The sequence below is a fragment of the Paenibacillus sp. sgz302164 genome, from assembly GCF_056120505.1.
Genome location: NZ_JBVYOL010000001.1, coordinates 252,512 through 277,723 on the forward strand (window position 1 = coordinate 252,512; position 25,212 = coordinate 277,723).

The following is a 25,212-nucleotide window of genomic DNA, read 5'->3' on the forward strand; positions in this document are numbered from 1 at the left end:
ACCGCGCGCTGGGAGCTGGCGGTGTTACGCTGCTTGACGGCGGTCGGTCAACCACGCTATGCGAGCGCCGAGGGCAGCTTAACCCCTTGCATCACCCATCTTTTGCCGACAGCAGTCCGGAAAAAGACACGTTCCGCAATGGCAATCAGCGAGTTCGTCGTCCAGTACAATCCGACCGCCGATGGCGTCAGCCAGATGACCGCTGTCATGACGACGGTCATCATGAGCGGAAGCCCGACCCGGCTGAGCAGCGATCCCGCTGTGGCCGCTTCGCTCGTCAGCGGAATCAGCATGCTGGCGAAGGTAACCAGCGCATAGACGAGCGGAAGAATATGCAGCGGATCGTACACGCCGAGTGTGGACATCCACGGCAAAATCTGCGAAGTCATGGTCGCGCCATGCGCAGCGAACAGACGGTACAGGCTCAAGAAAACAGGAGCCTGAATGAGCGACATCGCGATCATTGAAACCGGTTTGACGCCGAAGCGGCGGTACACGTCCATCGTTTCCTGCGCCAGTTTGGCACTATCTCCGGCAAATTTGCCGCGCAGCTCGGCCAGCGCCGGCTGCATTTTCGCTTGGCTGATCTGCTGCCTTGCCATCCTTAGGCTAAACGGGAACAGCAGCAATCGGATCAGCAAAGTGAGCAGTACAATTGCGATTCCCCAGTCCAGCGTGAAGCTGTGAAGCGATGTTAGCGCTATATTCAACAATTCGACGATCGGTTGAAGCAGTATATTCATTTTTATTTCCTCCTCGATTCATGTGTACGTACTCGTCGTTCATGAATGAGTCGAAAGATGCGGCGTCCTCGTCCGCCCGTCCCCGCCCTTTCGCAGGCTTAACGGGAATTTTTCTGCGCACCCGCAGCAGCCTTGCGCCGGCAGCAAGTGTCGTGCTCTGCACGATGCGGGCAGCCATGCCGGCATCGCCGGCTTTCGGGCCAGGAAAGGGAGAGGGACGGACATCATAAAAATAACCGGCCACAAGCCCGCTTAAGCCGAGCAGCAATACGATTAGCGACACATCGATCGTCAGTTCCATCATTGTCCGTATCCTCCTTTCCGCGCCGGCGTTGGTGCTGGTGTTGGCGTTGGCTGGTATCATCATTGCCTGCCGGATGCGCAGCATCTTACTTTAGATACGAAACCGGGGACAGTCAGGTTTCAAATGCCCATAATGCGCACCGCCGGCAGCACGTGCGCTTCGCGAAAAGCCTGCGAAAGTGCAGGTTTTTTGCGCAAAAATGGTTCGTTTTGGCGAAAAGCCTGCGATTGTGCAGGAATTTTTGATGAAAATGAATCTAAGCCCTTGTTCTCAGCAGAAAGCCTGTACAATTGCAGGAATTTGTCGTGGCCAGCTTATCCATCGGGCAAAAACTGCACTTTTGCAGGTTTTCTTCGTGCAACCAGGCAGATGGCGCGACTGGCTTTGGCGTGTGGGCTTCTGAGCAGATGATGCGACCGGCTCTAGCCTGAGGGCTGGGCGGATGGTATGACTGGCTCTGGCGGGTGGGCTTTTGGGCAGATGGTGCGACCAGCTCTAGCCTGTAGCGCTGCCGGCTTTTTAGCGATTTACGATTCCTATTGCGAAGCCGTCGTACCCTTTGGAGCCGACAGTCTGGATGGCGGTAGCGGTAATCCTCGGTTCTTCAGCCAGCAGATCGTAGAACTTTCTTACTCCGTTGACGCGCGGATCGGTGCTATGCTCATTAATAATCTCGCCTTCGCGAACGACATTATCTCCGATAATGACCGTGCCCGGACGCGAATACCGGAGCGCCCATTTCAGGTAGCCCGGATTGTTCGGCTTATCCGCATCGATAAAAATAAGATCGAAGGGCGCCGTATTCTCTTCCTCCATCTCGGCCAGCAAATCCATGGCATTCCCCTCCCGAATCTCGGCAGTCCCGTCCAATTGGGCCAGCGATATATTGGCGCGCGCTACTTTGGCATGACGCGGATCAAGTTCAAGCGAAATGATTTTTCCGTCCGCAGGTAATGCTCTTGCCAGCCAGATCGTGCTGTAGCCTCCCAAAGTGCCGATTTCCAAAATTCGTTGTGCCCCTTGCATTTGAGCAAATATATACAGCAATTTCCCTTGGTTTGGCGTTACGTCGATCTCCGGAAGACGCTCCTGCCGATTGGCCGACAATACTTGCTCCAGCACGGAATCGTGTGGAATAAGGCGCTCCACAATGTACCGGTCCACTTGATCCCACAAATTCGTTTGACTCATAACGATCGCTCCTCTATATGAGATTTGACTTTCTGATTTCATTGTAGAGGAACATATGTTATAAATAAAATATATCTTTTCACCCGATTCATAATTAAAATATATGATTTAATGCGAGGATGATCTACCGTATGAATTTGCATGCACTGCGTTTATTTCACGTAATCGCCTCGACCGGAAGCGTAACGCGAGCTTCGGAACTGTTGAATATAAGCCAGCCGGCCATTACGGCACAAATCAAAAAATTCGAAAAAGAGCTCTCCCTGACACTGTTAAAGCCGCAAGGAAGAGGGATTTCTTTAACGGAGGCGGGCGAAAAAATCGCGGCGCTCGCCAAGCGGCTTTTTGCGGTTGAGCAGCAAATCGAACAATTCGTCCATGAATACCACAGCGGCTCGAACGGGCATATTCGATTGGCCGCCACCTATTTGCCCGCCCATTTCCTGATACCTACCTGGATTGCAAAGTTCAAACAACAATATGAGCAGGTCGAAATGACGATTACGACGACCAATTCTAGCAACGCTCTCAGGCAGCTTTTGAATGTCGATGTCGATTTGGCCATTTATGGAGGTTTGCCGGAAGAATACCCGGACACCGTTCAGACCGAAGAATTGTTTCAGGATGAATTGTGGTTTGTCGTTGCGCCGAATCACCGGTTTGCGAACCGGCACGTTTCCTTGCTCGAAATGATGAAGGAACCTTTCGTCATGCGCGAGGAAGGAAGTTCGACACGGGAAAGATTGCTGGCTCTTTGCCGAACTTATAACACTCCGGCACCTAAAATCAATCTGCAATTTAACGGCTTGCATGAAGCTATTACAGCGGTCATTGCCGGATACGGCGCGAACTTCGTTTCTTCGCTGGTAGTGCGGGAACATGTAGAACGCGGCCAATTGTGCCGGGTGTACGTCGAAGGCATTCATCTGCAAAATACGATCGCCATCTGCACGCTTAAAAACGAACCGCTGCCGCCCGCCGCAGCAAATCTCATCCAAATGATCCGGCAAAATCCGTATAAAAGCTAACAGGCGCCCGTCGACACCTGCTGCATCAAGATGAAATGATGGTTATCCTCGTGCAAAATCTCTTTCGTCAATAGGCGACCAGCAAAACACGCACCGAGCGCATTACCCAGCACGCATTGTTGCGCTGCATGGCAACGGTCGGTCACGAGCCAGCGGAACCGGAGGGGATGCGACGGGCTAGAAAAACCGAGGGGGATGCAGCCCCTCTTCTCCAACCCACGCCTCTCCTGTAAGGGTTGCGACGCTGAAGTGGGGATACGGCGGCTTTGACAGAGAGAAAACCTGCGAAAGTGCAGGTTTTTTGCGCAAAAATGGTTCGTTTTGGCGAAAAGCCTGCGATTGTGCAGGAATTTTTGATGAAAATGAATCTAAGCCCTTGTTCGCAGCAAAAAGCCTGCACAATTGCAGGAATTTGTCGTGGCCAGCGTTTCCATCGGGCAAAAACTGCACTTTTGCAGGTTTTCTTCGTGCAACCAGGCAGTTGGGGCAACTGGCTCTGGCATGTGGAGGGCTGGGCAGATAGTGCGCCAGGCTCTGACATGGGCTTCTGGGCAGATGGTGTGACAGGTTTTGGTATGTGTGGTGCTGGATAGATGGTGCGACCAGTTCTGGCGCACGGGCCTCTGGACAGCCCGACTTTCTTTCGCAGGCTTCTTCGCGTCACCAGCCAGTTGGGGCGACCGACCCTGACGAGTGGACCTCTGGGCAGCCTGACTTTCACAGGTCTTCCCCCCATCAGCGCAAACCGGGGTGTATTTTAACCAGCCTGTTGTTATAATGTATAGATACTAAACAATACAAGGGAGACTTCGCATGGAGCATGAACAACTGATTATATACAAATTTCGCGAAATCAAAAACGCGCTCACATCCTATCTCACTCAAGTTCTGCCGAGCTATCATATATCCCCCGTGATGATGTATACGCTGGAGTTTTTGCGTAAACACCCGGACTGCATGGCCGTTGAAATTGCCGACGAATTCGGCCTGACCCGGGGCGCCGTTACACAGCTGCTGGATAAATTGGAGAAGCAAGGCCTCATCGTCCGCAAGCCTCATCCCACCAGCCGCAGGAGCTTGTCGATTCAAGTGACCGATCAGGGCGGCGAATTAATAAATGAGATTTTAAAAGCATACAATAAAAAAATCGAAAACCTGTTTGCCAACTATTCGGCTGATGAACTAACTGCCTTGAAACAGCTTTTGGAGAAATTGCCGCTGTAATTCCAACATTTGTTTGTTGGGATTTTTTATTGCTTGAATTGTTTGTTTAACTGATATATTATTTAGTTTGTAAACAATTAAGAATATGAACAATGGGAGTGTTCGTACATGAATAAAATTATTGCCATCACAGGCGCCTCCTCAGGGATCGGATTAGCGACCGCTTTGCTTTTTGCGAGCAACGGTTGGACTGTCTACGCGGGTACGCGCCATGTCGAGCGCGATCGGGAGCTGCACGGCCACCAAGCCAATCTCCATTTTCTTGAAATGGAAGTGACGCAGCCGGAATCGCTGGAGCGGGCATTTGCCGTTATCGAGCAAAACCACGGGCATTTGGACGTCCTCTTTTGCAATGCGGGTTTCAGCATTTTGCGCACGTTAGGCCAGGCCTCTTTTGAAGAAATCCAAAACATCTTTAATACGAATGTCTACGGAGTTATGCATACGATTCGCGCGGGACTTCCCCTTCTCCGCAAAGCCGGGGCCGGGCACATTATCGCAACGTCCAGTGTCGGCGGGCTAGTCGGTCAGCCTTTGAATGAAATTTATTGCTCAAGCAAGTTTGCCGTGGAAGGTTTGTTGGAAAGCCTCGCTACCTACTATAAGCCGACTTTTAATATCGACGTCACTTTGCTCGAGCCCGGGGCGATTGCAACGAACTTCGTCAGTACCGCTTTAGCCCACGCAGACAAATCCGGCGGCCTCCGGGACGATGAATACAAGCCCGTTATGGACAGGTATATCGACATGTTCAGAAAACGCAACTCCGTACCGCAAACTTCGGAATCCGTCGCTGAAGTCATGCTGGAGCTCGTGAACATGGAAACAAAGCCGCTGCGGATTCGCACATCCGAGCACGCCGAGTCGTTCGTACGGTTTAAAGTCGGCCAAGATCCTACCGGATTGGACGGTATGTTGCATACGCGCAAACTGCAATTGGATTTGTAAGCACGCAAAAAAACGCTAAACCTTCGAGCATGACAGGCTTAGCGTTTTTTCATGTCTTCATGCGTCTGCAGACTTTCATCGCGCTGCCGATCCGCAAGTAAATTTTACAGACTTTCTCTTGTGTACATACTCTGATCCTGCAATCGAATCAGCACCTTGCCGTAACGCCCGCCCTGCCGGATGACCACTTTGTCCGACGGATAAGTCCGCTCCAAATACTCGGCGACGATTGCCCGGTTCCGCTCATCCGCAGGCAGTTTATAAATTCTCAGCCACTCCATAACCTCCTGGAGCGCCATCTCTCTGGTTGTCTCCGTCGTTTTCATCTCGCGGGTTACCAGCGATTCGTAGGAATAGCCTTTGAGATACAGCAAATGGAGCAAATAAGCCATCTCCAAATGTTCATTTTTCATGGGCTGATCGGTGACCAACGGCCAAATTTCATCCAACAGGCTGTGCTCCCTGGAACCTGCGGTCATACTGATATAGCAAAATTGCCGCGCGCAGCTCAGCACCCTCTCCACACTCTCCCAATCGGCAATGACCGGGCACATGGATACAAATACGAAATCGAAGGCGTTCCTCCATCCTTTTGCCTGAATATCTATATCTTCAAATGGTTCAGTGACAACCTCGACCTTCCCGTTCGTCAGTCCCGTTATATTTTCCTCCAGCAGTTCGACCAAGGGAAGACAAGGCTCCACGGAAGTAACATGGGCCCCTCTCTCCGCAAACGGTACCGTAAATCCGCCCGAGGCGGCTCCAATGTCCAGAATGGAGGCATCTTTGAAAATCACGCCTTGTCCTTCCAGCCAATTCATAATCCGTCTTGCCCGCTGTCTTCCCTCAGCATTGAACGTCTGCTCGTTGAACGATTTTGCCTTATGGTCAAAAGCGTGCGCTGCATCAATTCCGGCATTTTTCATCTTGTTGACTCCCGTATGCGGGTCTTCCTTCCAAGCTTTCTCCCAAATCGATTCATTAAAAAAATCGTTTGTCATGATACGCATCCTCTTTTCATTATTTATATGCCTTACGATCAAAAAATAAAGATTTTAAAGACATTTTATATCTATGATTAAGCTAAAAAAATAGCCGCGGTTCACTGAACCACCGTTATTTTTTTGGCAAGATCGGACAATTTTTGCTTTCTCAAAAAATTCTCCATTCCCTCTTCCGCCGATACCATCACCTTTTGAATCAAACATTCCGGACCATGGTTCAAGCCGCAATCGAATAAGGAGGCTGTGCCTTCAATGGCATAAATAATATCAAGGAACGAAATTTCTTCCCAATTCCGCTTTAACCTATACCCGCCATCGGCCCCTGAAGCAGATTCAATCATTCCCGCTTTGACCAGCTTAGTCAATATTTTGGACAGATACGTAGGCGATACCTCCTGCCGCTCCGCCAACTGCTGCACGCCGACAGGTTTATTCGTGGTGGCTGCCGCAAGAAAAAGCATTGTGTGAAGGGCATAGTTCGTCGCTTTTGAATATTTCATGCGAAATCATCCACCTTGATCAAAGACTTTTCTTATCCAGAATAACTTTTATTATTCAACTGCGTCAAGCTTTTTTCGCCCTGCACTTATGACAACAGCTCGTTTTGCGCTTGAACCGAGTCCGATCCGCGTATCGGATGAGTTGCTTGCCGATCTCCACAATCGTTTAAAGTCCACCAGATGGCCCCTTGATGCCGGTAATGATGACTGGTTTTACGGCGTTAACCGGAACTATCTTGAGGGACTCGTCGACTACTGGGTGAACAAGTTCGACTGGCGCAAATCCGAAAATGCGATCAACGCCTACGAACACTATAAAGTAAATGTTAACGGAGTTCCTGTGCACTTTATGCGCAAACCTGGCGTGGGACCGAACCCGATACCATTGATCCTGTCCCATGGCTGGCCTTGGACATTTTGGCATTGGTCCAAGGTCATTGATCCGCTAGCGGACCCCGGCGCATTCGGGGGTGATCCGGCCGAAGCCTTCGACGTTATCGTGCCGTCCCTTCCCGGTTTCGGATTTTCGGCGCCGCTGCCAAACAACCCGGACATGAACTTTTGGAAAATCGCCGATCTCTGGCATACGCTCATGACTGATATTCTCGGCTATGATAAATACGCGGCAGGGGGATGCGATGTAGGCGCTCTCGTGACCGGCCAACTGGGGCACAAATATAGCGACGAGCTCTATGAAGTTTGATCGCCGTTTTGCCTCGCATCTCGCCGTGCACGTTCTTGATCCCGGCACACTCGCCTACGGGCTAAACGACTCGCCGGTGGGAATGCTCGCATGGATCTTGGAACGATGGGCCAAATGGAGCGATAATAACGGCAGCGTCGAAAATGTCTTTTCGAAGGACGACATCCTTACACACGCAACTATATTCTGGGTCAACAACGCCATCGAAACCTCAATGCGCGTCTATGCAAACAATAACCGCTATCCATGGACACCCGCTCATGATCGCTGGCCTGTCATAGAGGCGCCAACCGGTATAACCTTCGTGGGCTACGAAAATCCGCCGGGTATCACGACCGAACATCGCGTGCGGAATTTTCTCGACAGTGATCGCGCTCCTTGGTATAACCATGTCAACATCGCAGCCCACGAACATGGCGGGCATTTCATCCCTTGGGAAGTTCCGGACAAGTGGGTTGAGGATTTGCGACGAACTTTCCGCGGTCGCCGATGAGTGCCCGGTAAAGCAAGAACGCCCGGCGCAAATGGCAGTGCGTTCTTGTCGTTTTTGTATCAAAGTGCGCCAATGACCGGATGAGGAACATACGGCTCTTCCAGCGACACAATTTCTTCAGGTGTTAACTTAACCGAAAGAGCAGCTGCCGCATCTTCGAGATGAGAGATTTTCGTAGCACCAATAATGGGAGCTGTTACCGGTTCTTTCTGCAGCAGCCAGGCAAGTGCGATGTGAACGCGGGAAACGCCGCGTTGTTCTGCGATTGCAGCAACGCGCTCCACAATCAATCGATCCGTATTGGCTGTCGCATCGTATTTAGATCTCTGTACTTGATCGGTCTCGGAACGATGTGTTGATTCCGACCAATCACGCGTCAATCTTCCTGACGCAAGCGGGCTGTACGGGATTACACCGATTTTTTCATCCCTGCAAAGCGGCAGCATCTCCCGCTCCTCTTCGCGGTAGATCAGGTTTAAATGATTTTGCATCGATACAAAGCGGGTCCACCCATTTTTCTCTGCCACATGTAACGCTTTCAAAAACTGCCACGCGTACATGGCAGAAGCACCGATGTATCTCGCCTTCCCGACCTTCACCACATCATGCAAAGCTTCCATCGTTTCTTCAATAGGCGTACTGTAATCCCAGCGATGGATTTGATAAAGGTCTACATAATCGGTCCCCAGCCTCTTAAGACTCTTATCAATTTCACTCATGATGGCCTTTCGGGAAAGACCGGCGCCGTTCGGACCTTGATGCATGCGAAAATGAACCTTAGTCGCGAGGACAATTTCATCGCGATTGGCATAGTCCTTGAGAGCCCGTCCAACGATTTCCTCGCTTGTTCCGTCTGCATACACATTCGCCGTATCAAAAAAATTGATACCAAGCTCCAGAGCTTTTTTTATAATAGGACGGCTGCGCTCTTCATCAATCACCCACGGATGAACCCATCTCTCTGCTACCCCAAAGCCCATACAGCCAAGACAAAAACGCGATACATCCAAGCCGGTATTTCCAAGTTTCACATATTCCATTTCGCAGTTCCTCACTTCCCGTTAGAAATTGTCTCATTCATAGGTAGTTTACTCTCTGGAGTTAACTCTAAGTCAAGAGATCGTCCTGCGCTATGCATTTTGACCAAGACAGTGAATAGCAGCAAGGACACCGCGACCGACACGGCGCTGACCATGAACACAACCTGGTAGCCGGTGTACTGGGAAACCCAGCCTAGCACGATCGCACCCAGCCCGATGCCGAGGTCGGTAGCCGTCAACAAAGAAGCATTGGCGACCCCTTTACGCTCCGGATTGGCAAGACGTATCGTTGCCGCTTGAAGAGCCGGCTGCGCAGAACCGAAACCGATACCGTACAGCACCGCCGAAACGAGCACCCCGAGCAATCCGGTCGAGAAGCTCAAGGCAAGCAATGCGGAAATCGTAATCGCAAGGGCCGGTATGATGACAAACGTCTGCCCGTACCGGTCGGAAAGTTTTCCCGAAATGGGACGGCTCAGGACGAGTGTAGCGGCATAGGCCAGAAAGAACGCGCCGGAATTGACTTTGATCGAGTTAGCGAACAGCGGGACAAAGGCGGTAATGCCGCCATACGCGATATACATAAAAAAGACTGATGCTGTGACGGGCAAGACCGATTTTTCGAAAAGCTCGATTTTCTTTGCGCCTGCTTGCGGCCGGAAAGTGGTTTTTGCTCCAAACATCAGGAGAAGCGCTGCGGTAGAAAGGAGGGTGGCGAATAGAAAGAGAGCGTGGAATGACACGTTCTGTGTAATCCAGATGGCAAGCATCGGACCGATCGCCATAGCCATAGTCGAGGCCGTGCTAAACCACCCCATCCCTTCCCCGCGGCGGTCGGACGGGATGATATCCGTAATCGTCGTGTAAACGGCGGTTGTGGAAAAAGCCCAGCTCATCCCGTGCAAAATTCTGAGCCCCAGCAAAACGATAATCCCGCCGATCCAGCTATACATATACATCACCAAAGTGAAGAGAAGCAGCCCCCAGATGATAAAAGGGCGCCTGCCGAACCGGTCCAGCAGCCCGCCGACGATCGGGCGAAAAATAACGGCAGACAGCATAAACGCCCCCGTCGATAGTCCGACCTGCGCTTCGCTGCCGCCCATTTGTTTGATAAACAGCGGCAGTGCCGGGAGCAGAAAATAAAATGCAGTGAATAGAGAAAAATTCCCTGCAGTCATAAAAATAAACGGCTTCGTCCATAGACGTTCCACACTGCATCCTCCTAAAGGTTCGTTATTTGCCCGCTCTATTTGCGTATTCCGAACCTGCCGGATAGCGATCTCCCGAAATCTTGATCTTCGAGAGCGCGTCGTTCAAATGAATGAGTTCCTCGGGAGTCAGCTCTACGTCCGCGGCGCCAAGATTTTCTTCCAGACGCTCCAATTTCCGCGTGCCGGGAATCGGCACAATCCAAGGCTTCTGAGCAAGCACCCATGCGAGTGCGATTTGAGCCGGCGTTGCGTTTTTCCCTTCGGCAATCTTCTTGATCAGCTCGACCAGAACTTGATTTGCTTCGAGATTGTCCGGTTGGAAGCGTGGAACGATGCTGCGGAAGTCGGTTTTATCAAATGTTGCATGTTTATCAATGGCTCCGGTAAGGAAGCCTTTGCCCAGCGGGGCGAACGGAACGAAGCCGATCCCGAGCTCCTCGAGCGCAGGCAGCAGTTCTTCTTCAGGACTTCTCCACATCATGGAGTACTCACTTTGAATCGCAGTGAGCGGCTGAACCGCGTGTGCGCGGAGAATCGTTCCCACTCCTGCTTCAGAAAGTCCCCAATACTTGACTTTGCCTTCCTTGATAAGGTCATGTACGACTCCGGCTACTTCCTCGACCGGCACATTGGGGTCAACACGATGCTGATAGTATAGGTCAATGGCGTCAATTTTAAGGCGTTTCAGCGAGCCTTCGACGGATTGCCTGATGTGCTCAGGCTTGCTGTCCATCACCTGCTTGCCATCCACCCTTTTAATACCGAATTTAGTGGCGATCACGACCTTTCCCTTGAATGGGGCAAGCGCTTCGCCTACCAGCTCCTCATTCGCATATGGACCATAAATTTCGGCGGTATCGAAGAACGTAACGCCGCGGTCAATCGCCGCATGGATCAGCGATATCATCTCTTGTTTGTCCGATGCCGGACCAAATCCGCTGCTCATTCCCATGCAACCGAGCCCGATAGCGGAAACCTCTAGGCTACTTTTCCCCAATTTTCGCTTTTGCATGATTGATCTTCCTTTCTTTCATTATTCATCACCCCGGCCTTGCCTTAACCGGTCAAAGGGCGTAACCTTATTATGCAGTAAATGAAAAAAAGACCGGTATCTCATTTATCTTAAATGATTGCCTAATCCTCTCAATGCACTAACACTGTAGACTGCATATGCTTTATAATTAAAACAGAACGCAAAACAAGGAGGATAATCGGAGGATGGATCTCATGTCTGAACGTATATATGAACAGCAGAATGAGCTGGCCAAACTGATTGAGCGTCATTCGGGTCAGGACGGAGTTAACGAGACCGCTATCCCGTCTTTATTTCTTATTCGCCGAGCTAATGTGACCGAGCCCGTCTTCAGAGTTTACAAGCCTTCCTTATGTTTCATAGCTCAAGGTTTGAAAGAAGTATTGCTGGCACAGGAACGTTTTGAGTATGGCCCTGCCGACTACCTGATTTCGTCCATGAACTTGCCGGTGATCGGCCAGGTCATTCAAGCTTCCCCCGACGCTCCGTTTTTAAGCTTTAAACTTGAATTTACGAAAAATCAAATTTTAGAGGTTTTAGAGGACTCTGACATTCAAATCACCTCTCAAGAACATGCAGAGCGAGCAATGATTGTAGGCCAGATGGAATTATCTTTACTGGATGCGATACTCAGATTATCGCGTTTGCTGGACAATCCCAAAGACATTCCGTTCCTTGCTCCTATTTACACAAAGGAAATTTTATACAGGCTTCTGCAAGGCCAGTATGGAGTTGCGTTGGCACAAATCGCCATGGAAGGAAGCAGCACCTATCGAATCAGGGAGGCTGTCGAACATATTATGAATAACTGTGAGAAGCCTTTACGAATTGAGGAGCTTGCTGACATAGCCAGTATGAGCATTTCTACGTTTCACAGACACTTCAAAGAGGTAACCGGCATGAGCCCGATACAGTTTCAGAAACAGCTGCGATTGCAGGAAGCACGGCGCCTTTTAGTGTCCGAGTCGGCGGATGCCGCTGATGTGGCATTCCGGGTAGGCTATGAAAGTGCTTCCCAATTCAGCCGTGAATATTCACGCATGTTCGGTTCTCCGCCTAAAGAAGATGTAAAGCGTCTGAAGTTGAAATATGACCAAAGGATGCAGGCATAAATCCCCTGCTCCACGGAGGCAAAACACGCATGTAATGAGCGCATAATAAAACAAGGAGCTGCTGCCTTAGGCAAACCGCTCCTTGTTTCGTATCTATTTGGATATCGCCCCAAAATAGTCTACAACGACCTCACGGAATTCATGAGCAGCCCGCGAAATGTACCGACTCCTGTGCCATAATAAAGCAATCTCCCGTACCAATCCGTGTTCCTCTACTTGGAGATATCGGATATGATCCCGTGAATTCCTTACCGTGCTTGGTATGAAAGCAATCCCGATTCCGGCTTCCACAAGATCGCTTAGCCTTGCAGGTTCATTTCCTTCATACACATATTTAGGTTCAAATCCAACCGTTTGGCATACATTGTCTATTAAATCGCGAGTACCGTGGCCTTTCCTGACACCGACAAACCATTCATCCTTTAGTTCCGTCAAAGATACGCTGCTGCGGTCTGCCAGCCGGTGCCCCATTGGAACAGCTATGAGGATGGGGTCGATGTGCACGATTTGACATTCGATGTCATCCCCTTGTAGGGGAGGTGAGGACAAGCAGAAATCGACTTCTCCTCGATGAAGAAGTGCTGCCATTTCCTGCGTGGTCATCATTTGCACATGAAATTGAATATGGGGCCGCTTTTTCCGAAATTCCCGAAGGATATTGGTCAGCGTGCCTGCGGTGGTCACCGCCAATTTGAGCGTGCCATGTTCCGGGCCGGACAAATCGCTAATCTCCTGCTTCCCCTGTTCCAACTCAAACAAAGCCCTTTCCGCACGGCGAAGGAACCTGCTTCCGAATTCATTCAACCGCAGCTTCCTCCCTGTTCGATCGAATAGAGGGACCCCTAGATCCTCCTCCAGGCGCTGAATCGTTTTGCTTAGCGACGATTGAGTAACGTGCAGACTTTGTGCAGCCTCGGTCACATGTTCCAATCGAGCTACCGCGATAAAATATTGCAGTTGAAGAAGTTCCATTACACACCCCGATTCATTCCCTCAAGTCAATGAAATTATAACATGAAATGCGTTGGAATAAATAATCAATTTCAATTAAGATGTCATCAATACACTTTAGGGGGAACTCAAAAATGAATGCTCGCAGCAGGTGGTTGATGATTTCCGTTGGGCTGGGGATACTGCTCAACCCATTGAATTCTTCGATGATTTCCGTCGCTATTCCAAGACTGCAAAATGTGTACCGCCTTGACTTTACAGTTGTTTCCTGGATTATTTTTTCTTTCTACATTGCAAGTGCTATCGCTCAACCTGTTATGGGAAAAGCCAGCGATTTGTTCGGCCGCAGGAAAATATTTCTTACCGGGCTTGTCGTAGCCTTCGCTGCATCATTATTAGCTCCATTTTCGCCAAACTTCGGGTGGCTCATCGTGTTCCGCATCGTGCAATCCATAGGTACAAGCATGATGGTTGCAGTTGGAATGGCCATTGTGCGAATTCATATTACGGAGAAACAAGGGACTGCGCTGTCCGTTTTGTCCATATTTCTATCCGGAGCGGCAGCAATCGGCCCCTTTATTGGCGGGGTCTTGATTCATTGGTGGGATTGGCATGCTATCTTTTTCGTCAATATTCCGTTCGTGGCGGCGAGCTTTCTATTCTCTTGGAGGATGATTCCTAAGGACGAAACGCCGGCAACCGCTGCAAAGGGCATGTCTTTTCGCAAGTGGTTGGAATTGATCGATGCGCCAGGGATCCTGCTCTTCACAGTGGCCTTGATTGCCCTGCTTGTGGGATTACTGTCGGCAAAATCATCCGGACATATCTCGTTAATAGATGTCATTGTCGGGCTGATTGGCCTCGTTGCGCTCGGGGTTTTCGTACGACATGAGTTAAAAACGGCGTCCCCCTTTATCCCTTTGCGAACGTTCGCCAAATATCCTGCGATGACTTGGGTCAATGTCGAGTTCATACTCGTTAACGTACTTTTTTACACTCTCTTTTTCGGGGTACCGTCCTACTTGCAAATGGTGCGCCATGTCAGCGAGTTCCATACAGGGCTTATCATGCTAACCTTAGGCTTGTGCTCGCTCGTCGCTTCTCCGATAGCAGGACGATGGATCGATAAATCAGGACCTCGGCCGGCACTTCTTGTGTCCGGAATGCTGATGACATTCGGGTCAGTGTGGATTGTGACATTGAGTCCAAATTCACCGGTTATCAGTGTGTGTTTGGCGTTAGCGGCATTCGGTATTAGCAACGGATTGAACAGTGTCGGTATGCAAGCGGCTTTGTTTAAAAGCTCTCCAAAAGAAATGGCCGGTGTATCATCCGGACTATTTAATACATCTAGATACATGGGAACCATTTTATCTTCATTGTTGATAGGCATCGTAATGGGAGATAAGTTCAGCTTCGGGGGATTTCGATGGCTTGGGGTTATCCTCACGGTCATTGCATTGTCCTTGGTATTTATGAGTTGGCGGCGCCGGGAGTCAGGACAATTAGAGAAGTCGTAGGCTCTAAAAGCAACAAGACTCCTGTCATACCCAAAATATGTAAGTATTCCCCTGCGCGTTATTGATAACAATATACCTATGCAAAAATCAAACCATCGAAGGAGAAAAATGAAAATGGATAACAACAACAACAATGCCAATAATAACAGCAACAGCAATAGCGGTAATAACAATAATAACAATAACAACGATGACGGCGGCTGGTACGGAGGGGGATGTGAACCCCATCACCCTGTTGGCCATTACGGCCATCATCATGACGACAATAACAGTAATAACCCTAGTAACAATAATACTAATAATCCAAGTAACAATAGTAATAACCCGAGTAATAATAGTAATAACCCAAGTAACAATAACAGTAATCACCCCAAGTAACAAAAAGTTAAAGTGGGGGACAAGTCGGTTTGCAAGTCAAAAAACTGCGATTGTGCAGGCTTTTTAGGTGTCAGTGACCTATTTTGAAGAAAAGCCTGCGATTGTGCAGGAATTCCCGCCCCTGACGGGCTTAAGCTCGACTATTCGCGAAAAAGCCTGCACATTTGCAGGAATGTTTCGTTGCTAGCGTATCCGCGAGCAAAAAACTGCACTTTTGCAGGCTTTCTCTGCGTTGACAAGCACCTACCGGCCATCCCCGCAGAAAGACCGCCAATGCGATGTCGTCTAAAGTCGATCTCGCCATGTCCTCCCAAAAACTTCGCCCTAACCCCCTTCATTATCTTCTTTCCTTACCTTTCCAAGAAACCTGTGATTCAGGTATAAAAATGGGTACTGCGGCAAAAAATGTTACAGTCCGAGCCAGAAACGTTAAAAGAAGGGATGTCTATGTGGAATCGATTTAGTAAAACGAAGCCAAAGCCGAACCGGGCAAACATCGAAATCACCGCATTGGACACAGATTGCCTCCCTCTTGACCGGGATTTAAAAACAAACCTTGCTCTGCTTAATCAAAAAGCGGGGAATAGCCCGGATATCGTAATTCGCGAATTTGAGATCGGTGGCAGCGTGAAGATTTCCGCTGCAGCAGTCTATACGGAAGGCTTGACTGACAAGCAGATGGTCAGCGATTTTGTGACGCGCTCTCTAATGATCGATCATGCCGAAGCGGTGCAGCAAAGCGCAGTTCCGGAACAAGACATGTTTCATTTCATCAAAAATAACGCTTTGACCATTGAAAAAGTCAATGTGATCAAGGACTGGAACGGATTTATTTTATCGATTCTTTCCGGAGATACGGCGATACTGATTGACGGCTGGCCTGAAGCCATTATCGGCCATACGAGAGGCGGAGAATCGCGAGGGATTTCCGAGCCGACGACGCAAGTCGTCATTCGCGGTCCGAAGGACAGCTTCAGCGAAACGATAGGAACGAATATTTCCCTCGTCCGGCGGCGAATCAAGAGCCCGAATCTTTGGCTGGAGACGTTCCGGATCGGAGAGGTTACGCAAACGGACGTAGCTATCATGTATGTCAAAGGCATTGCACGCGCTCGGCTCATTCAAGAAGTCAAGCAGCGGCTGCAAACCATTACAATTGACGGAATCCTCGAATCCGGCTACATCGAGGAATTGATTCAGGATCAATCGTTTACCCCCTTTCCGACGATTTATAATACCGAACGTCCAGATGTCGTGGTGGGAAATTTATTGGAAGGCAGGGTGGCCATCTTGGTGGATGGAACGCCTTACGTACTGATTGCACCTACAAGTTTTTTTCAATTTTTTCAGTCCGCGGAAGATTACTATAACCGGTATGATATTTCGATCGCGATCCGGTTGTTACGATATATGGCTTTGATTATTTCCTTATTGGGACCTTCCGTTTATATCGCAGCCGTTACGTTTCATCAAGAAATGATTCCAACCCCGCTCATCATCAGTCTGGCGGCGCAGCGGGAAGGTATTCCCTTTCCTATGTTTGTCGAAGCTTTAATCATGGAAATCAGCTTTGAGCTGCTGCGGGAGGCCGGGATTCGCATGCCGCGGGCGGTCGGTCAAGCCGTATCGATCGTCGGCGCTCTTATACTGGGACAAGCAGCCGTGCAAGCCGGGATCGTGTCCGCCGCAATGGTCATCGTCGTAGCCACAACGGGTATCGCCAGCTTTGCGACAGCAAGCTATGGTCTGGCAACCGCTATACGCTTGCTCCGTTTTGCGAACATGATTTTCGCCGCCATGTTCGGCTTTTTCGGCATCGCGATCATCGGCATTATCATCATCGCCCATCTTTGTAGCTTGCGTTCATTCGGAACTCCGTATATGGCCCCTTTTGCTCCGTTTATCCCGGCTGATCAAAAGGATGCGGTGCTGCGCCTCCCCATCTGGGCACTTCTGACGCGCCCGAAGGTGCCCGGCTCCAAAGACTGGAAACGGGCGGAACGAAACCAACCTGCAGGTGATCCTGATGAAAGCTAGAATGCTTTTTCTAACTGTGACGATCGCAAGCGGCATGCTCTTATCAGGCTGCTGGAACAGTCGGGAACTCAAAGATCTTGGTCTTGTGATGGCCATGGGGATCGATCAGTCGCCGAAGTCAAAGGAATACCGGATTTCGCTGCAGTTGGTCAATCCCGCAGAAATTTCGGGGGGATCGATGGGAGGGGCCGGGGCAGGAAGGGCGCTGCCGGTGACGATTGTGACCGAAACGGGAAGCACGATCTTCGAAGCGATTCGGAAAGCATCGCAAAAAGAGTCGCGGCAAGCCTTTTTCGGACACATGCGTTTGATTGTGCTTGGGGAAACGCTAGCCAGAGACGGGGTTCGGGATATTTTTGATTTTTTCGAAAGAAATCATGAACCGCGCGACACGACAAACGTGCTCGTAGCCAGAGGAAATACGGCCGAACAGATTATTAGCATCATAACCCCGATCGAAAAAATTCCTGCAAACAGTAAAACGGGCAAGTTGACGCAATCGGAAAAATTATGGGCGGAGAGCATTAAAGTCGAGATCGACGACGCGATTAATATGCTAACCGGCGAAGGAAGCGAACTCCTCCTAAGCGGGGTGGAAATCAGCGGCAATCCCCAAGAGGGAAGAAACAAATCCAACAATGAACATACAAAGCCTCCGGCCGTCGGCCAAATTCATGGAATCGCTCTGTTCAAGGACGGGAAATTGAAAAGTTGGATGGATGATAAAGAAGCTCGCGGAGCGTTGCGGATTCAGAACAAGTTGAAGAGCAGCATCATCAACATCGATTGCGGCAATAAAAAAGATGCGATCGGCATCGAGGTCAAACGTTCAAAGACGGGAATAAAAGTGAACATCAGAGATGATAAACCAATAATCGAGATCAAAATTCGGGAGGAAGGAGATGTGGGGGAAATGAAGTGTCCTGTTGATGTAAGCGAACCGAAGGAAGTCGAGAAGCTAGAAGCTGCATGGTCCGAAGAGACGAGGAAGGAAGTTCTGGCTGCTGTCCAAGCGGCTCAACGCGAAAAATCCGATATTTTTGCTTTTGGGGAAGCTATCAATCGCCAGGAGAAGAAAGCTTGGAAAAAAATTAAAAAAGACTGGAGGAAGGAATTGTTTGCGGAAAGCCAAATTCATGTAAGCGTGAAATCCTTTATTCGACATACCGGCATGAGGACGAAGCCGTATTCGTTTGAGGAAAAAAAAGCGAAAAAATGACCTCAAGGGGGAGCGTTATGTCATGGAAAAAGAGAAAATCACTGCATGGCAATTGTTTTCCTTGGTTGTATTGTTCGAATTGGGCACTGCCATTGTGGTCAGCTTCGGGCTTGACGCCAAAAAAGATGCTTGGATCGCAAGCCTTCTTGGCTTGGGAATGGGGCTCTGCCTGTTTCCTGTCCATGTTTATATGTATAAAAATTTCCCAAATATCCCTTTAACAGGATATATAAGAGCAATCGTTGGGAAATACTTAGGCTGGCCTCTTGGTCTGCTGTATGTCGTTTATTTTATTTATGCCTCTGCAAGAGATTTAAGGGATGCAGGGGATTTGCTGCTCGCTTCCGTTTACGATCAAACACCGCTGTTCGCGATTGTTGCTTTGATGATGTGCGGAGTTTTTTACGTTCTTCATAAAGGTATCGAGGTGCTGGCCAGAACTTCAGAAATTTGTTTGCTCATCCTGATTGCTCTGGGAGTCTTAGGAAATTTCGCTGTTCTGGCTTCCGGCACCATCGATCTCAATCATTTGCTGCCCGTACTGGAGAACGGCTGGAAACCCATCATCACGACCGCTCTAACGCAGACATTTGTTTTTCCTTTCGGCGAAATGATTGCCTTTACCATGATTCTTCCCTATTTGGACCGACCGCAGCAAGCCGCAAAGAGCGGATCGTTAGCTATTGCGATCAGCGGCGTCCTTCTAAGCTATACGACCTTGCTGAACGTCGCTGTCCTTGGCGTCGATGTCGCCGGCCGTTCCACCTTTCCCTTGCTTACGATGATAGGAAAAGTAAACATTATCGAGTTTATCCAACGCTTGGACGCAATTGTTGTATTGACTTTGATTATTGCGGATTTTTTTAAAATATCGATCTTTATGTACGCCGCTGTTATCGGGACTATGGATCTGTTCAAAATCAGGGAGCATGGCCCGCTCGTATTTCCGATCGGAATTATCGTTATGTTTGCGTCCATGATGATGGCAAGCAATTATCCGGAACACATCGCCCAGGGGAGATTTTCCCTGAAAACGCTGCATGTTCTTTTTTCCGTAGCCATTCCTCTGTTTCTGCTCGCCGTACTCTCGATTCGCAAACGATTCGGATCCCCGGGCAATAGCGTCGTATGACTATATAGCGGTCGACCTCCGGGCCAGCTTTTCTATACACGCCTCCTTTGTCTGTAAGAAATAACAGCGTAGACGGCCCAAGACAAAAACAAGAGCAGCGTAATGACAAATTCCTCCCATCCTTTAACCCAAAAGGGGTTAAAGAGATTGGTCAACGATCTGCGCAAAGGGAGGCCTATGAAAAAATCCATAGTCAGAATTAACGCGATTTCCAACCCGAATAACAGAAAAAAAACAGCCAAAATTTTCAACTGGACTCTCCCCTTTGGCAATGAATTTCCACCGGATCACGACGGATGCTCAATTCTTAATATAACTAATCCTGAACATATCATGCACGCCGGAAACAAACAGCTGGCGATAAACCCCATGCTGTATGATAAGCTCGTTATGATTGCCTCGTTCAATAATTTTGCCCGCTTCAAGCACCATAATCGCCTCGGAATTTCGGATTCCGGGTATCGATGGAAGAGGTGGCCTCATCCATGATCATGACAGGCGGATCGGCTATAGCCGCGCGGGCGTTAGCAATCAACTGACATTGGCCTTGTGAAAGACTGCTGCCGCTTGCTCCAAATAGAAGTGAAATCAATGCAAAAAACACAAGCACAAGACCGTATTTCCAAATCATGCTCATGCTGCCGCCCTCTATCCCTTTATCGATCAGTTCTGCCATGATAAGCGGAATCATAACTTCAAGCGCAACCTCACCGAGCAAATAAAGCGGTGTCAGTATGGTGTCTTTTTTATATTCTCGAACACTTTGCAGAAGTCTTTTATCATATTTTATCCCCTCATAATAATGTCTAGTTGATTGTTTCACCTGTGAATCCACGATTTGAACACTTAAGCGATAGTTGCTATAATAGGATGTATAGAAACTATACAGTCAATAGTTTTTTAAAATTATTTTAGAGGGTAAATAATCATGCATCATTCAGACCTGTTGTCGATTAGTTCATTTGCGCATGTTTCGGGTATTGCGCGTAAAACGCTGATTTTTTATGATCGCATAGGGTTGTTTAAACCTGCTGTCATTGCCGACAACGGTTATCGGTATTATCATCGGAATCAATTGGATATCATTGGCGTCATTCAGGCGCTCAAGGACCTTGGTATGCCGTTAGAGGAAATCAAGAAACATCTGGAGACACGTACACCTTCCCGAACGCTGGATCTGCTGCGCAAACAGGAGCAGGTGATCAAGCAGGAAATTTTAAAGCTTAGGGGGGTGGAAAACATGATCTTCCAACGTGCTGCCAGTATTGAACTTGCGATGTCTATTGATACTGATACAAATCAAATACAAATTATCAAACAAAGTGCAATTCCGTTGATGTTGAGCAATCCAGTGTATTATCCGAAAAACTCGATCTCCGATGATTTGTGGATCCAATTCCAGTCACAATTGCTTGCCGAGAACATCCCCTTAGGGTATCCGAATGGTGTTGTTATTCCTTGCGATGATATGCGTAATCAAAACGGCGATATGATCTCGCATATGTTTGTACGTTTAAAGACCGTCCTCTACAAGCAAGACTATATGCCGGAAAGCTACTATCTGGTGTGTTATGCTCACGCTGACTATGGAGAAACAGAAAAAATATATCCTCAAATTTTTGACTACATTGACAAGCACAAGCTGACGGTTATCGGCAACGCTTACGAGGAATATCTACTGGATGAGGTCACCATTTGTAATCCGGAGGAATATCTCGTTCGAGTGATGGTGCAAATTCAGGAGCCTTAATTTCAGTCGGCATGCTCGTCTGGACTATAGCTCGAAAATTTCTTCAGACCAGATGATGAGCGCCACATTGCATATTCGAGGTATGCAAAAAGCTCTTGAATTGTCCAAGGACAACTTCAAGAGCTCTTTCATTGCTAAGTTGATGCGGTCGAGAGGACTCGAACCTCCACGGGGGGTTAGCCCACACGGACCTGAACCGTGCGCGTCTGCCAATTCCGCCACGACCGCGTGTTACCGAAATGAATAAATCATTTAACAGCGACAAAAATTAATATACCATGCAACGCCTTCAAAGTCAACTGCATCCCTTAAAAAAACTTGTATGGCAGCGGCTCGAAACATGCACAATAAAAAACAGAAGGAGGTTACATCCGATGAAACAGGAAGAAATCGACGCCCTTGAACCTAAGTATACGGGCAACCAAAGGCAGCTCACGGAAGGCGAAGCCGAAGCAATCGTGAACGACCCCAATTATAAACAAGAAAACGCCGTAAGCGACCTCGGCAGCATTTCCGCCGCAGCCGCTTACGGTTTGTTCAGAAGAACTTAGCATAACGCTCATGCCCTGTCCCTGCGGTACTACTCTTCCTCAGGGACAGCAGACTCCTTGGGAAGCGTATATTCAAGCGGCCTCGCTTCCGTAAAAGGTTGATACACGTAGCTGCGGGCCAGCTTTACGACTCTTCTGTTCTGCTTCCTTATAAGCACGCTCTCGTCGTCCCACGCAACGACGATGCCTTTCACATCGTTGCCCGGATTGACGTCGCGAATGACACGCAGCACTGTGCTTTCCACTCTGAATGCATCGAGCTGATCGTCTGAGATCATTGCATTGCGCCCCTCCTTTACAAATCCTTTCCTTCATTCTGTATTAGCATACACCAAAACCGCTGCGGATGAAAATGACGCGCCGCCGCGCCATCCGCGGCTTTTTCAAATTGCAAAAAAAAGCCCGAGGGCGCTAACCCCCGGGCCTCTTTCGTATATAAAACTGAATTCAGCTGACATGCTCCTTGGAATCGTTCGTCTCGAACCAGAAATCAAGGACTTTGCTTGACATGACCCGCTTCTGAATATACTCTACCTGGTGCTGGGAGAATTGCTGTTCCCACTCGATAGAAAGTTCTGTGCAAAGTTTAACGACAGTTAGCAGCTCCGACCATGCGACATAGCGTTTGTACCAAAAAAATTGCGGGTGTTCGATCATATAGGGATACAGATCATCGAATTCTGTATGCTTGCAATCGAGCGCACGTTCAAAATGATTTTTCGCTTCAGCCAACTTGGTCATAAAATAGTCAACAGATACATTTTCAATACCCATAGATGCCAGCCTCCTCTCATACCATGTAACCATTATAAAGGAAAAATCGTTTTCAGGAAAGATTGATCCGACAAAAATCAGTCAAACACGATTTGTCCGTTTGCAAGTGAAGCGATGCGGGCCAAAGATTCGACGCGGATGCCGCGCTCGCGAATCGACCGGCCGCCGGCCTGGAACAGCTTTTCCACAGCGATCCCGACCCCGACAAGTTCGGCTTCCGCCTTCTCGATAATGCGGATCAAACCGCGGGCGGCGTCGCCGTTAGCGATAAAATCGTCGATGAGAAGCACGCGCTCCCCTTTGCTCAATAAGTGAGATGATACCATAATATCCGTCACGATGCCTTTGGTAAATGAAGGGACGCGCTCGCTGTACGTATCCTGATCCATCGTAAGCGTCTTTTTGCGGCGGGCGAATACCATAGGAACCCCGAGCTGAAGAGCGGTTGCAAAAGCGATGGGAATACCCGAAGATTCCACAGTGAGCACTTTATCCGGTCTCGTCTCCCCAAACAGTCTGGCAAACTCCTTCCCCATCTCCACGATCAGCACCGGATCCACCTGATGATTCAGAATGGCGTCCAGCTTTAATACTTGATCCGATACGACGACACCCACTTCCAAGATCCGCTGCTTCAACAATTCCATAAAAAACCCTCCATACCCTTGTATTATGAGTAAGGTACCATATTGATCAACTAGGTTTCAAGTCCCAATTTACCGGGTTAGGTCTTTTGGCGTGAAACTTTTTTGCACTTTCGGGTGTCTATAATGTTGTAAGGCTTTGAAAGGACTACCATTGCCGTGAAAGCACCGTTTTGAAAATGGAATTTGTCCGTTTTCATGGAATAGGAAGGTAATTTGCCTACTTTTGACTCTTGTGAGAGGAAGCCCAAAAGCATTATGATAAGTGATGTTGCCTTTACATATGATGTTAGCATGAAAGAAAGGAAAGATGACGATGAACAAACGTATACTACTAGCGGTAATTAGCTGCGTGCCTGTTGCGTTCTCCGCAATACTGTTATCCGGCTGCCAAAAGTCATCTGTTCCGATTGTTCAACCGCCTGCGGAGACGTCTGCTTACCGGCAGCCGATCACGGCAGTAAGTACGGCCCCCGTACCAAGCACGGCCTCGACGGAACCGACAGCAACGCCATCGGAAGAAACCAAACACGAAGCGCAGGTCGCCAACAGCGTCAAAAGCGCCGATCCTTCCGTCGGAATGCCCGTAAGCGCGACAGCCAAGCCTTCTCCCAAACCGAAGGTTAATGCCGAAGACACCTATCAGCAGGAAAAGCCGACCTTGATGGGTCTGAAGCTGGGCACGTCCAAAACTACGGTTCTGAACAAATTCGGCAAAGCCAAAAAACAGTTCGTCATGGATGACGATACGGATCCTGTCAACGTATACGATTACACCGACTTCTCGGTAGGCTTCAACAAAAAGGATGAGCTGGTATTTGTCGACGTCCATTCTGCGGATATCGATCCCGGCCTGGGCGGAGTGCGGCTCGGCCAAAAATCCGATGATGCCATAGCCACCCTCGGGAAGCCCGATTCCAATACGACGTTCGTGCTTTCGTACAAAGCGCAGGGCACTATTCTTAAGCTGGATATCGATCCGAAGGAAAGCACGATTCAATCGATCAAACTGTTCGCCGACCGCTAGGGCGCGCAAGCGGCATACTAAATAAAGACCATCGATTCTTGCCGAATCGAGGTCTTTTTTGCGTCGAAGCGCCGTCTACTGCACCGTTCTCCGTTTGCGGATGCGCAAGTATATATAAATCCCGATGAGGACGGCAGCCGCAACGATCAGCAAGCTCATCCCCATATACCGGTGAACCAGTCTCATCAGTTCATCCAAATTACTGCCGATAAAATGCCCCAGCGTCAAAAACGTCGTGCACCACAATAATGCGCCGGTTCCCGCAAAAAACAAATATTTGTAAAACTTGACCCCGCTTACCCCTGACAAATAACACGTAAAATGCCGGACACCCGGCACGAAATAGCCGAAGAACACGGCCCAGAGCCCGTACTTATGAAACCAGCCCTCCGCCCGTTCGATGCGGCTTGGAGTCAGCTTGAACCATTTGCCGTAGCGGTACAGGAACGGCTTGCCCACGCGATGCCCCAGCACGTAGCTGACCATCATGCCGGTCATCGTCCCCGCATAAATGACCAACAGCGTCATCGAAAACGCGAAGGGGCCCCCCGGCGCGGTCAAGGAGCCGACGAAAGTCATCAAGGTTTCGTCCGGCACCGGAACGCCGACTATGCCTGCAGAAAGCAGGATGTATAAAGCGATATACCCGTAATGATTAATAAAATCATAAAGTGCTTGCTGCACGTACGACA

30 protein-coding genes and 1 tRNA gene are annotated in these 25,212 nt (G+C 49.1%); 15 read left to right on the plus strand and 16 right to left on the minus strand.

What is annotated here, in order from left to right:
* Positions 1 to 56: 56 nt before the first annotated feature.
* The 3 genes from AC0LWT_RS01000 to AC0LWT_RS01010 all read right to left on the minus strand — a co-directional run bounded on the left by AC0LWT_RS01000 (position 57) and on the right by AC0LWT_RS01010 (position 2,238).
* Positions 57 to 713, minus strand: coding sequence for a YidC/Oxa1 family membrane protein insertase (locus AC0LWT_RS01000; protein WP_474679834.1), 657 nt, complete (start codon positions 711 to 713; stop codon positions 57 to 59).
* A complete protein-coding gene (locus AC0LWT_RS01005) occupies positions 610 to 1,047 on the minus strand; it encodes a hypothetical protein (protein WP_474679348.1) in 438 nt (145 codons plus the stop codon). Before AC0LWT_RS01005 ends, AC0LWT_RS01000 begins: the two co-directional genes overlap by 104 nt.
* 519 nt (positions 1,048 to 1,566) lie before the next feature.
* Positions 1,567 to 2,238 carry an O-methyltransferase gene (locus tag AC0LWT_RS01010; RefSeq protein ID WP_474679349.1) on the minus strand — a complete coding sequence of 224 codons (672 nt, stop codon included), beginning with the start codon at positions 2,236 to 2,238 and terminating at the stop codon, positions 1,567 to 1,569.
* Positions 2,239 to 2,369: 131 nt separating this feature from the next.
* On the opposite strand from AC0LWT_RS01010, the gene AC0LWT_RS01015 reads away from it, so the two are divergent.
* The 4 genes from AC0LWT_RS01015 to AC0LWT_RS01030 all read left to right on the plus strand — a co-directional run bounded on the left by AC0LWT_RS01015 (position 2,370) and on the right by AC0LWT_RS01030 (position 5,438).
* A complete protein-coding gene (locus tag AC0LWT_RS01015; RefSeq protein ID WP_474679350.1) occupies positions 2,370 to 3,266 on the plus strand; it encodes a LysR family transcriptional regulator in 897 nt (298 codons plus the stop codon).
* Positions 3,267 to 3,532: 266 nt separating this feature from the next.
* Positions 3,533 to 3,859, plus strand: coding sequence for a hypothetical protein (locus AC0LWT_RS01020; protein WP_474679351.1), 327 nt, complete (start codon positions 3,533 to 3,535; stop codon positions 3,857 to 3,859).
* Between the two features lie 220 nt (positions 3,860 to 4,079).
* Positions 4,080 to 4,490: a MarR family winged helix-turn-helix transcriptional regulator gene (locus tag AC0LWT_RS01025; protein ID WP_474679352.1), complete on the plus strand. Its 411-nt coding sequence runs from the start codon at positions 4,080 to 4,082 to the stop codon at positions 4,488 to 4,490.
* Positions 4,491 to 4,598: 108 nt separating this feature from the next.
* The gene (locus tag AC0LWT_RS01030; RefSeq protein WP_474679353.1) at positions 4,599 to 5,438 is read left to right on the plus strand and encodes an SDR family oxidoreductase; all 840 of its coding nucleotides are present in this window, start codon (positions 4,599 to 4,601) and stop codon (positions 5,436 to 5,438) included.
* 104 nt (positions 5,439 to 5,542) lie between these two features.
* Here AC0LWT_RS01030 and AC0LWT_RS01035 read toward each other — a convergent pair whose 3' ends face one another.
* Together AC0LWT_RS01035 and AC0LWT_RS01040 are read right to left on the minus strand one after the other, a co-directional pair.
* Complete coding sequence (locus AC0LWT_RS01035) at positions 5,543 to 6,439, minus strand: methyltransferase domain-containing protein (protein ID WP_474679354.1); 897 nt, start codon at positions 6,437 to 6,439, stop codon at positions 5,543 to 5,545.
* Between the two features lie 101 nt (positions 6,440 to 6,540).
* Positions 6,541 to 6,942: an Rrf2 family transcriptional regulator gene (locus tag AC0LWT_RS01040; protein ID WP_474679355.1), complete on the minus strand. Its 402-nt coding sequence runs from the start codon at positions 6,940 to 6,942 to the stop codon at positions 6,541 to 6,543.
* Positions 6,943 to 7,030: 88 nt separating this feature from the next.
* Between AC0LWT_RS01040 and AC0LWT_RS01045 the strand changes: the two genes are divergently transcribed.
* Positions 7,031 to 7,645 carry an epoxide hydrolase family protein gene (locus AC0LWT_RS01045; protein WP_474679356.1) on the plus strand — a complete coding sequence of 205 codons (615 nt, stop codon included), beginning with the start codon at positions 7,031 to 7,033 and terminating at the stop codon, positions 7,643 to 7,645.
* Positions 7,635 to 8,138: a hypothetical protein gene (locus AC0LWT_RS01050; RefSeq protein ID WP_474679357.1), complete on the plus strand. Its 504-nt coding sequence runs from the start codon at positions 7,635 to 7,637 to the stop codon at positions 8,136 to 8,138. The genes AC0LWT_RS01045 and AC0LWT_RS01050 overlap by 11 nt, the downstream gene beginning before the upstream one ends.
* 59 nt (positions 8,139 to 8,197) lie before the next feature.
* Here the strand turns inward: AC0LWT_RS01050 and AC0LWT_RS01055 are convergent, their stop codons facing one another.
* Genes AC0LWT_RS01055 through AC0LWT_RS01065 form a run of 3 tightly spaced genes read right to left on the minus strand, consistent with a single transcriptional unit; the run spans position 8,198 to position 11,404 of the window.
* Positions 8,198 to 9,178, minus strand: coding sequence for an aldo/keto reductase (locus tag AC0LWT_RS01055; RefSeq protein WP_474679358.1), 981 nt, complete (start codon positions 9,176 to 9,178; stop codon positions 8,198 to 8,200).
* Positions 9,179 to 9,189: 11 nt separating this feature from the next.
* On the minus strand, positions 9,190 to 10,392 hold the full coding sequence (locus AC0LWT_RS01060; RefSeq protein WP_474679359.1) for an MFS transporter: 1,203 nt from the start codon (positions 10,390 to 10,392) through the stop codon (positions 9,190 to 9,192).
* A 22-nt stretch (positions 10,393 to 10,414) separates the two neighbouring features.
* On the minus strand, positions 10,415 to 11,404 hold the full coding sequence (locus AC0LWT_RS01065; protein WP_474679360.1) for an aldo/keto reductase: 990 nt from the start codon (positions 11,402 to 11,404) through the stop codon (positions 10,415 to 10,417).
* A gap of 215 nt (positions 11,405 to 11,619) precedes the next feature.
* On the opposite strand from AC0LWT_RS01065, the gene AC0LWT_RS01070 reads away from it, so the two are divergent.
* Complete coding sequence (locus tag AC0LWT_RS01070; protein WP_474679835.1) at positions 11,620 to 12,537, plus strand: AraC family transcriptional regulator; 918 nt, start codon at positions 11,620 to 11,622, stop codon at positions 12,535 to 12,537.
* Positions 12,538 to 12,630: 93 nt separating this feature from the next.
* Here AC0LWT_RS01070 and AC0LWT_RS01075 read toward each other — a convergent pair whose 3' ends face one another.
* The gene (locus AC0LWT_RS01075) at positions 12,631 to 13,509 is read right to left on the minus strand and encodes a LysR family transcriptional regulator (protein WP_474679361.1); all 879 of its coding nucleotides are present in this window, start codon (positions 13,507 to 13,509) and stop codon (positions 12,631 to 12,633) included.
* 113 nt (positions 13,510 to 13,622) lie between these two features.
* On the opposite strand from AC0LWT_RS01075, the gene AC0LWT_RS01080 reads away from it, so the two are divergent.
* From AC0LWT_RS01080 to AC0LWT_RS01100, 5 genes are all read left to right on the plus strand, one after another.
* Entirely contained in the window at positions 13,623 to 15,008 is a 1,386-nt protein-coding gene (locus AC0LWT_RS01080) for an MFS transporter (RefSeq protein ID WP_474679362.1), read from the plus strand.
* A gap of 114 nt (positions 15,009 to 15,122) precedes the next feature.
* The gene (locus tag AC0LWT_RS01085; RefSeq protein ID WP_474679363.1) at positions 15,123 to 15,386 is read left to right on the plus strand and encodes a hypothetical protein; all 264 of its coding nucleotides are present in this window, start codon (positions 15,123 to 15,125) and stop codon (positions 15,384 to 15,386) included.
* Between the two features lie 447 nt (positions 15,387 to 15,833).
* Entirely contained in the window at positions 15,834 to 17,423 is a 1,590-nt protein-coding gene (locus AC0LWT_RS01090) for a spore germination protein (RefSeq protein ID WP_474679364.1), read from the plus strand.
* Entirely contained in the window at positions 17,413 to 18,642 is a 1,230-nt protein-coding gene (locus AC0LWT_RS01095; RefSeq protein WP_474679365.1) for a Ger(x)C family spore germination protein, read from the plus strand. Before AC0LWT_RS01090 ends, AC0LWT_RS01095 begins: the two co-directional genes overlap by 11 nt.
* 22 nt (positions 18,643 to 18,664) lie before the next feature.
* Entirely contained in the window at positions 18,665 to 19,774 is a 1,110-nt protein-coding gene (locus AC0LWT_RS01100; RefSeq protein ID WP_474679366.1) for a GerAB/ArcD/ProY family transporter, read from the plus strand.
* Positions 19,775 to 19,806: 32 nt separating this feature from the next.
* Here the strand turns inward: AC0LWT_RS01100 and AC0LWT_RS01105 are convergent, their stop codons facing one another.
* Together AC0LWT_RS01105 and AC0LWT_RS01110 are read right to left on the minus strand one after the other, a co-directional pair.
* Positions 19,807 to 20,046 (minus strand): YczF family membrane protein, encoded by a 240-nt coding sequence (locus tag AC0LWT_RS01105; protein WP_474679367.1) that lies wholly within the window; start codon positions 20,044 to 20,046, stop codon positions 19,807 to 19,809.
* Positions 20,047 to 20,195: 149 nt separating this feature from the next.
* Positions 20,196 to 20,609, minus strand: a complete 414-nt coding sequence (locus AC0LWT_RS01110; protein ID WP_474679368.1) for a 6TM ABC transporter family protein — start codon at positions 20,607 to 20,609, stop codon at positions 20,196 to 20,198.
* A gap of 93 nt (positions 20,610 to 20,702) precedes the next feature.
* Here AC0LWT_RS01110 and AC0LWT_RS01115 point away from each other — a divergent pair, with 93 nt between their 5' ends.
* A complete protein-coding gene (locus AC0LWT_RS01115) occupies positions 20,703 to 21,524 on the plus strand; it encodes a MerR family transcriptional regulator (RefSeq protein ID WP_474679369.1) in 822 nt (273 codons plus the stop codon).
* 143 nt (positions 21,525 to 21,667) lie between these two features.
* Here the strand turns inward: AC0LWT_RS01115 and AC0LWT_RS01120 are convergent.
* Positions 21,668 to 21,752, minus strand: a tRNA-Leu gene (locus AC0LWT_RS01120).
* A 146-nt stretch (positions 21,753 to 21,898) separates the two neighbouring features.
* On the opposite strand from AC0LWT_RS01120, the gene AC0LWT_RS01125 reads away from it, so the two are divergent.
* Positions 21,899 to 22,075 (plus strand): hypothetical protein, encoded by a 177-nt coding sequence (locus AC0LWT_RS01125; protein WP_474679370.1) that lies wholly within the window; start codon positions 21,899 to 21,901, stop codon positions 22,073 to 22,075.
* A gap of 29 nt (positions 22,076 to 22,104) precedes the next feature.
* On the opposite strand, the gene AC0LWT_RS01130 is transcribed toward AC0LWT_RS01125, so the two are convergent.
* The 3 genes from AC0LWT_RS01130 to AC0LWT_RS01140 form a co-directional block, all read right to left on the minus strand.
* Entirely contained in the window at positions 22,105 to 22,353 is a 249-nt protein-coding gene (locus tag AC0LWT_RS01130) for a hypothetical protein (RefSeq protein ID WP_474679371.1), read from the minus strand.
* Between the two features lie 169 nt (positions 22,354 to 22,522).
* Positions 22,523 to 22,849: a hypothetical protein gene (locus AC0LWT_RS01135; protein ID WP_474679372.1), complete on the minus strand. Its 327-nt coding sequence runs from the start codon at positions 22,847 to 22,849 to the stop codon at positions 22,523 to 22,525.
* A gap of 77 nt (positions 22,850 to 22,926) precedes the next feature.
* Positions 22,927 to 23,496, minus strand: coding sequence for a xanthine phosphoribosyltransferase (locus tag AC0LWT_RS01140; RefSeq protein ID WP_474679373.1), 570 nt, complete (start codon positions 23,494 to 23,496; stop codon positions 22,927 to 22,929).
* Positions 23,497 to 23,809: 313 nt separating this feature from the next.
* Here AC0LWT_RS01140 and AC0LWT_RS01145 point away from each other — a divergent pair, with 313 nt between their 5' ends.
* Entirely contained in the window at positions 23,810 to 24,520 is a 711-nt protein-coding gene (locus AC0LWT_RS01145) for a DUF4309 domain-containing protein (protein WP_474679374.1), read from the plus strand.
* Between the two features lie 75 nt (positions 24,521 to 24,595).
* On the opposite strand, the gene AC0LWT_RS01150 is transcribed toward AC0LWT_RS01145, so the two are convergent.
* The gene (locus AC0LWT_RS01150; RefSeq protein WP_474679375.1) at positions 24,596 to 25,204 is read right to left on the minus strand and encodes a DedA family protein; all 609 of its coding nucleotides are present in this window, start codon (positions 25,202 to 25,204) and stop codon (positions 24,596 to 24,598) included.
* Positions 25,205 to 25,212 lie beyond the last annotated feature (8 nt).

What these genes read in the sequence shown, in the direction of transcription:
- AC0LWT_RS01005 (WP_474679348.1), bottom strand. Translation starts at nt 1,047, where the DNA reads ATGATGGAACTGACGATCGATGTGTCGCTAATCGTATTGCTGCTCGGC.
- AC0LWT_RS01010 (WP_474679349.1), bottom strand. Translation starts at nt 2,238, where the DNA reads ATGAGTCAAACGAATTTGTGGGATCAAGTGGACCGGTACATTGTGGAG.
- AC0LWT_RS01015 (WP_474679350.1), top strand. Translation starts at nt 2,370, where the DNA reads ATGAATTTGCATGCACTGCGTTTATTTCACGTAATCGCCTCGACCGGA.
- AC0LWT_RS01025 (WP_474679352.1), top strand. Translation starts at nt 4,080, where the DNA reads ATGGAGCATGAACAACTGATTATATACAAATTTCGCGAAATCAAAAAC.
- AC0LWT_RS01030 (WP_474679353.1), top strand. Translation starts at nt 4,599, where the DNA reads ATGAATAAAATTATTGCCATCACAGGCGCCTCCTCAGGGATCGGATTA.
- AC0LWT_RS01035 (WP_474679354.1), bottom strand. Translation starts at nt 6,439, where the DNA reads ATGACAAACGATTTTTTTAATGAATCGATTTGGGAGAAAGCTTGGAAG.
- AC0LWT_RS01040 (WP_474679355.1), bottom strand. Translation starts at nt 6,942, where the DNA reads ATGAAATATTCAAAAGCGACGAACTATGCCCTTCACACAATGCTTTTT.
- AC0LWT_RS01045 (WP_474679356.1), top strand. Translation starts at nt 7,031, where the DNA reads ATGACAACAGCTCGTTTTGCGCTTGAACCGAGTCCGATCCGCGTATCG.
- AC0LWT_RS01050 (WP_474679357.1), top strand. Translation starts at nt 7,635, where the DNA reads ATGAAGTTTGATCGCCGTTTTGCCTCGCATCTCGCCGTGCACGTTCTT.
- AC0LWT_RS01055 (WP_474679358.1), bottom strand. Translation starts at nt 9,178, where the DNA reads ATGGAATATGTGAAACTTGGAAATACCGGCTTGGATGTATCGCGTTTT.
- AC0LWT_RS01065 (WP_474679360.1), bottom strand. Translation starts at nt 11,404, where the DNA reads ATGCAAAAGCGAAAATTGGGGAAAAGTAGCCTAGAGGTTTCCGCTATC.
- AC0LWT_RS01070 (WP_474679835.1), top strand. Translation starts at nt 11,620, where the DNA reads ATGTCTGAACGTATATATGAACAGCAGAATGAGCTGGCCAAACTGATT.
- AC0LWT_RS01075 (WP_474679361.1), bottom strand. Translation starts at nt 13,509, where the DNA reads ATGGAACTTCTTCAACTGCAATATTTTATCGCGGTAGCTCGATTGGAA.
- AC0LWT_RS01080 (WP_474679362.1), top strand. Translation starts at nt 13,623, where the DNA reads ATGAATGCTCGCAGCAGGTGGTTGATGATTTCCGTTGGGCTGGGGATA.
- AC0LWT_RS01085 (WP_474679363.1), top strand. Translation starts at nt 15,123, where the DNA reads ATGGATAACAACAACAACAATGCCAATAATAACAGCAACAGCAATAGC.
- AC0LWT_RS01090 (WP_474679364.1), top strand. Translation starts at nt 15,834, where the DNA reads ATGTGGAATCGATTTAGTAAAACGAAGCCAAAGCCGAACCGGGCAAAC.
- AC0LWT_RS01095 (WP_474679365.1), top strand. Translation starts at nt 17,413, where the DNA reads ATGAAAGCTAGAATGCTTTTTCTAACTGTGACGATCGCAAGCGGCATG.
- AC0LWT_RS01100 (WP_474679366.1), top strand. Translation starts at nt 18,665, where the DNA reads ATGGAAAAAGAGAAAATCACTGCATGGCAATTGTTTTCCTTGGTTGTA.
- AC0LWT_RS01115 (WP_474679369.1), top strand. Translation starts at nt 20,703, where the DNA reads ATGCATCATTCAGACCTGTTGTCGATTAGTTCATTTGCGCATGTTTCG.
- AC0LWT_RS01125 (WP_474679370.1), top strand. Translation starts at nt 21,899, where the DNA reads ATGAAACAGGAAGAAATCGACGCCCTTGAACCTAAGTATACGGGCAAC.
- AC0LWT_RS01130 (WP_474679371.1), bottom strand. Translation starts at nt 22,353, where the DNA reads ATGATCTCAGACGATCAGCTCGATGCATTCAGAGTGGAAAGCACAGTG.
- AC0LWT_RS01135 (WP_474679372.1), bottom strand. Translation starts at nt 22,849, where the DNA reads ATGGGTATTGAAAATGTATCTGTTGACTATTTTATGACCAAGTTGGCT.
- AC0LWT_RS01140 (WP_474679373.1), bottom strand. Translation starts at nt 23,496, where the DNA reads ATGGAATTGTTGAAGCAGCGGATCTTGGAAGTGGGTGTCGTCGTATCG.
- AC0LWT_RS01145 (WP_474679374.1), top strand. Translation starts at nt 23,810, where the DNA reads ATGAACAAACGTATACTACTAGCGGTAATTAGCTGCGTGCCTGTTGCG.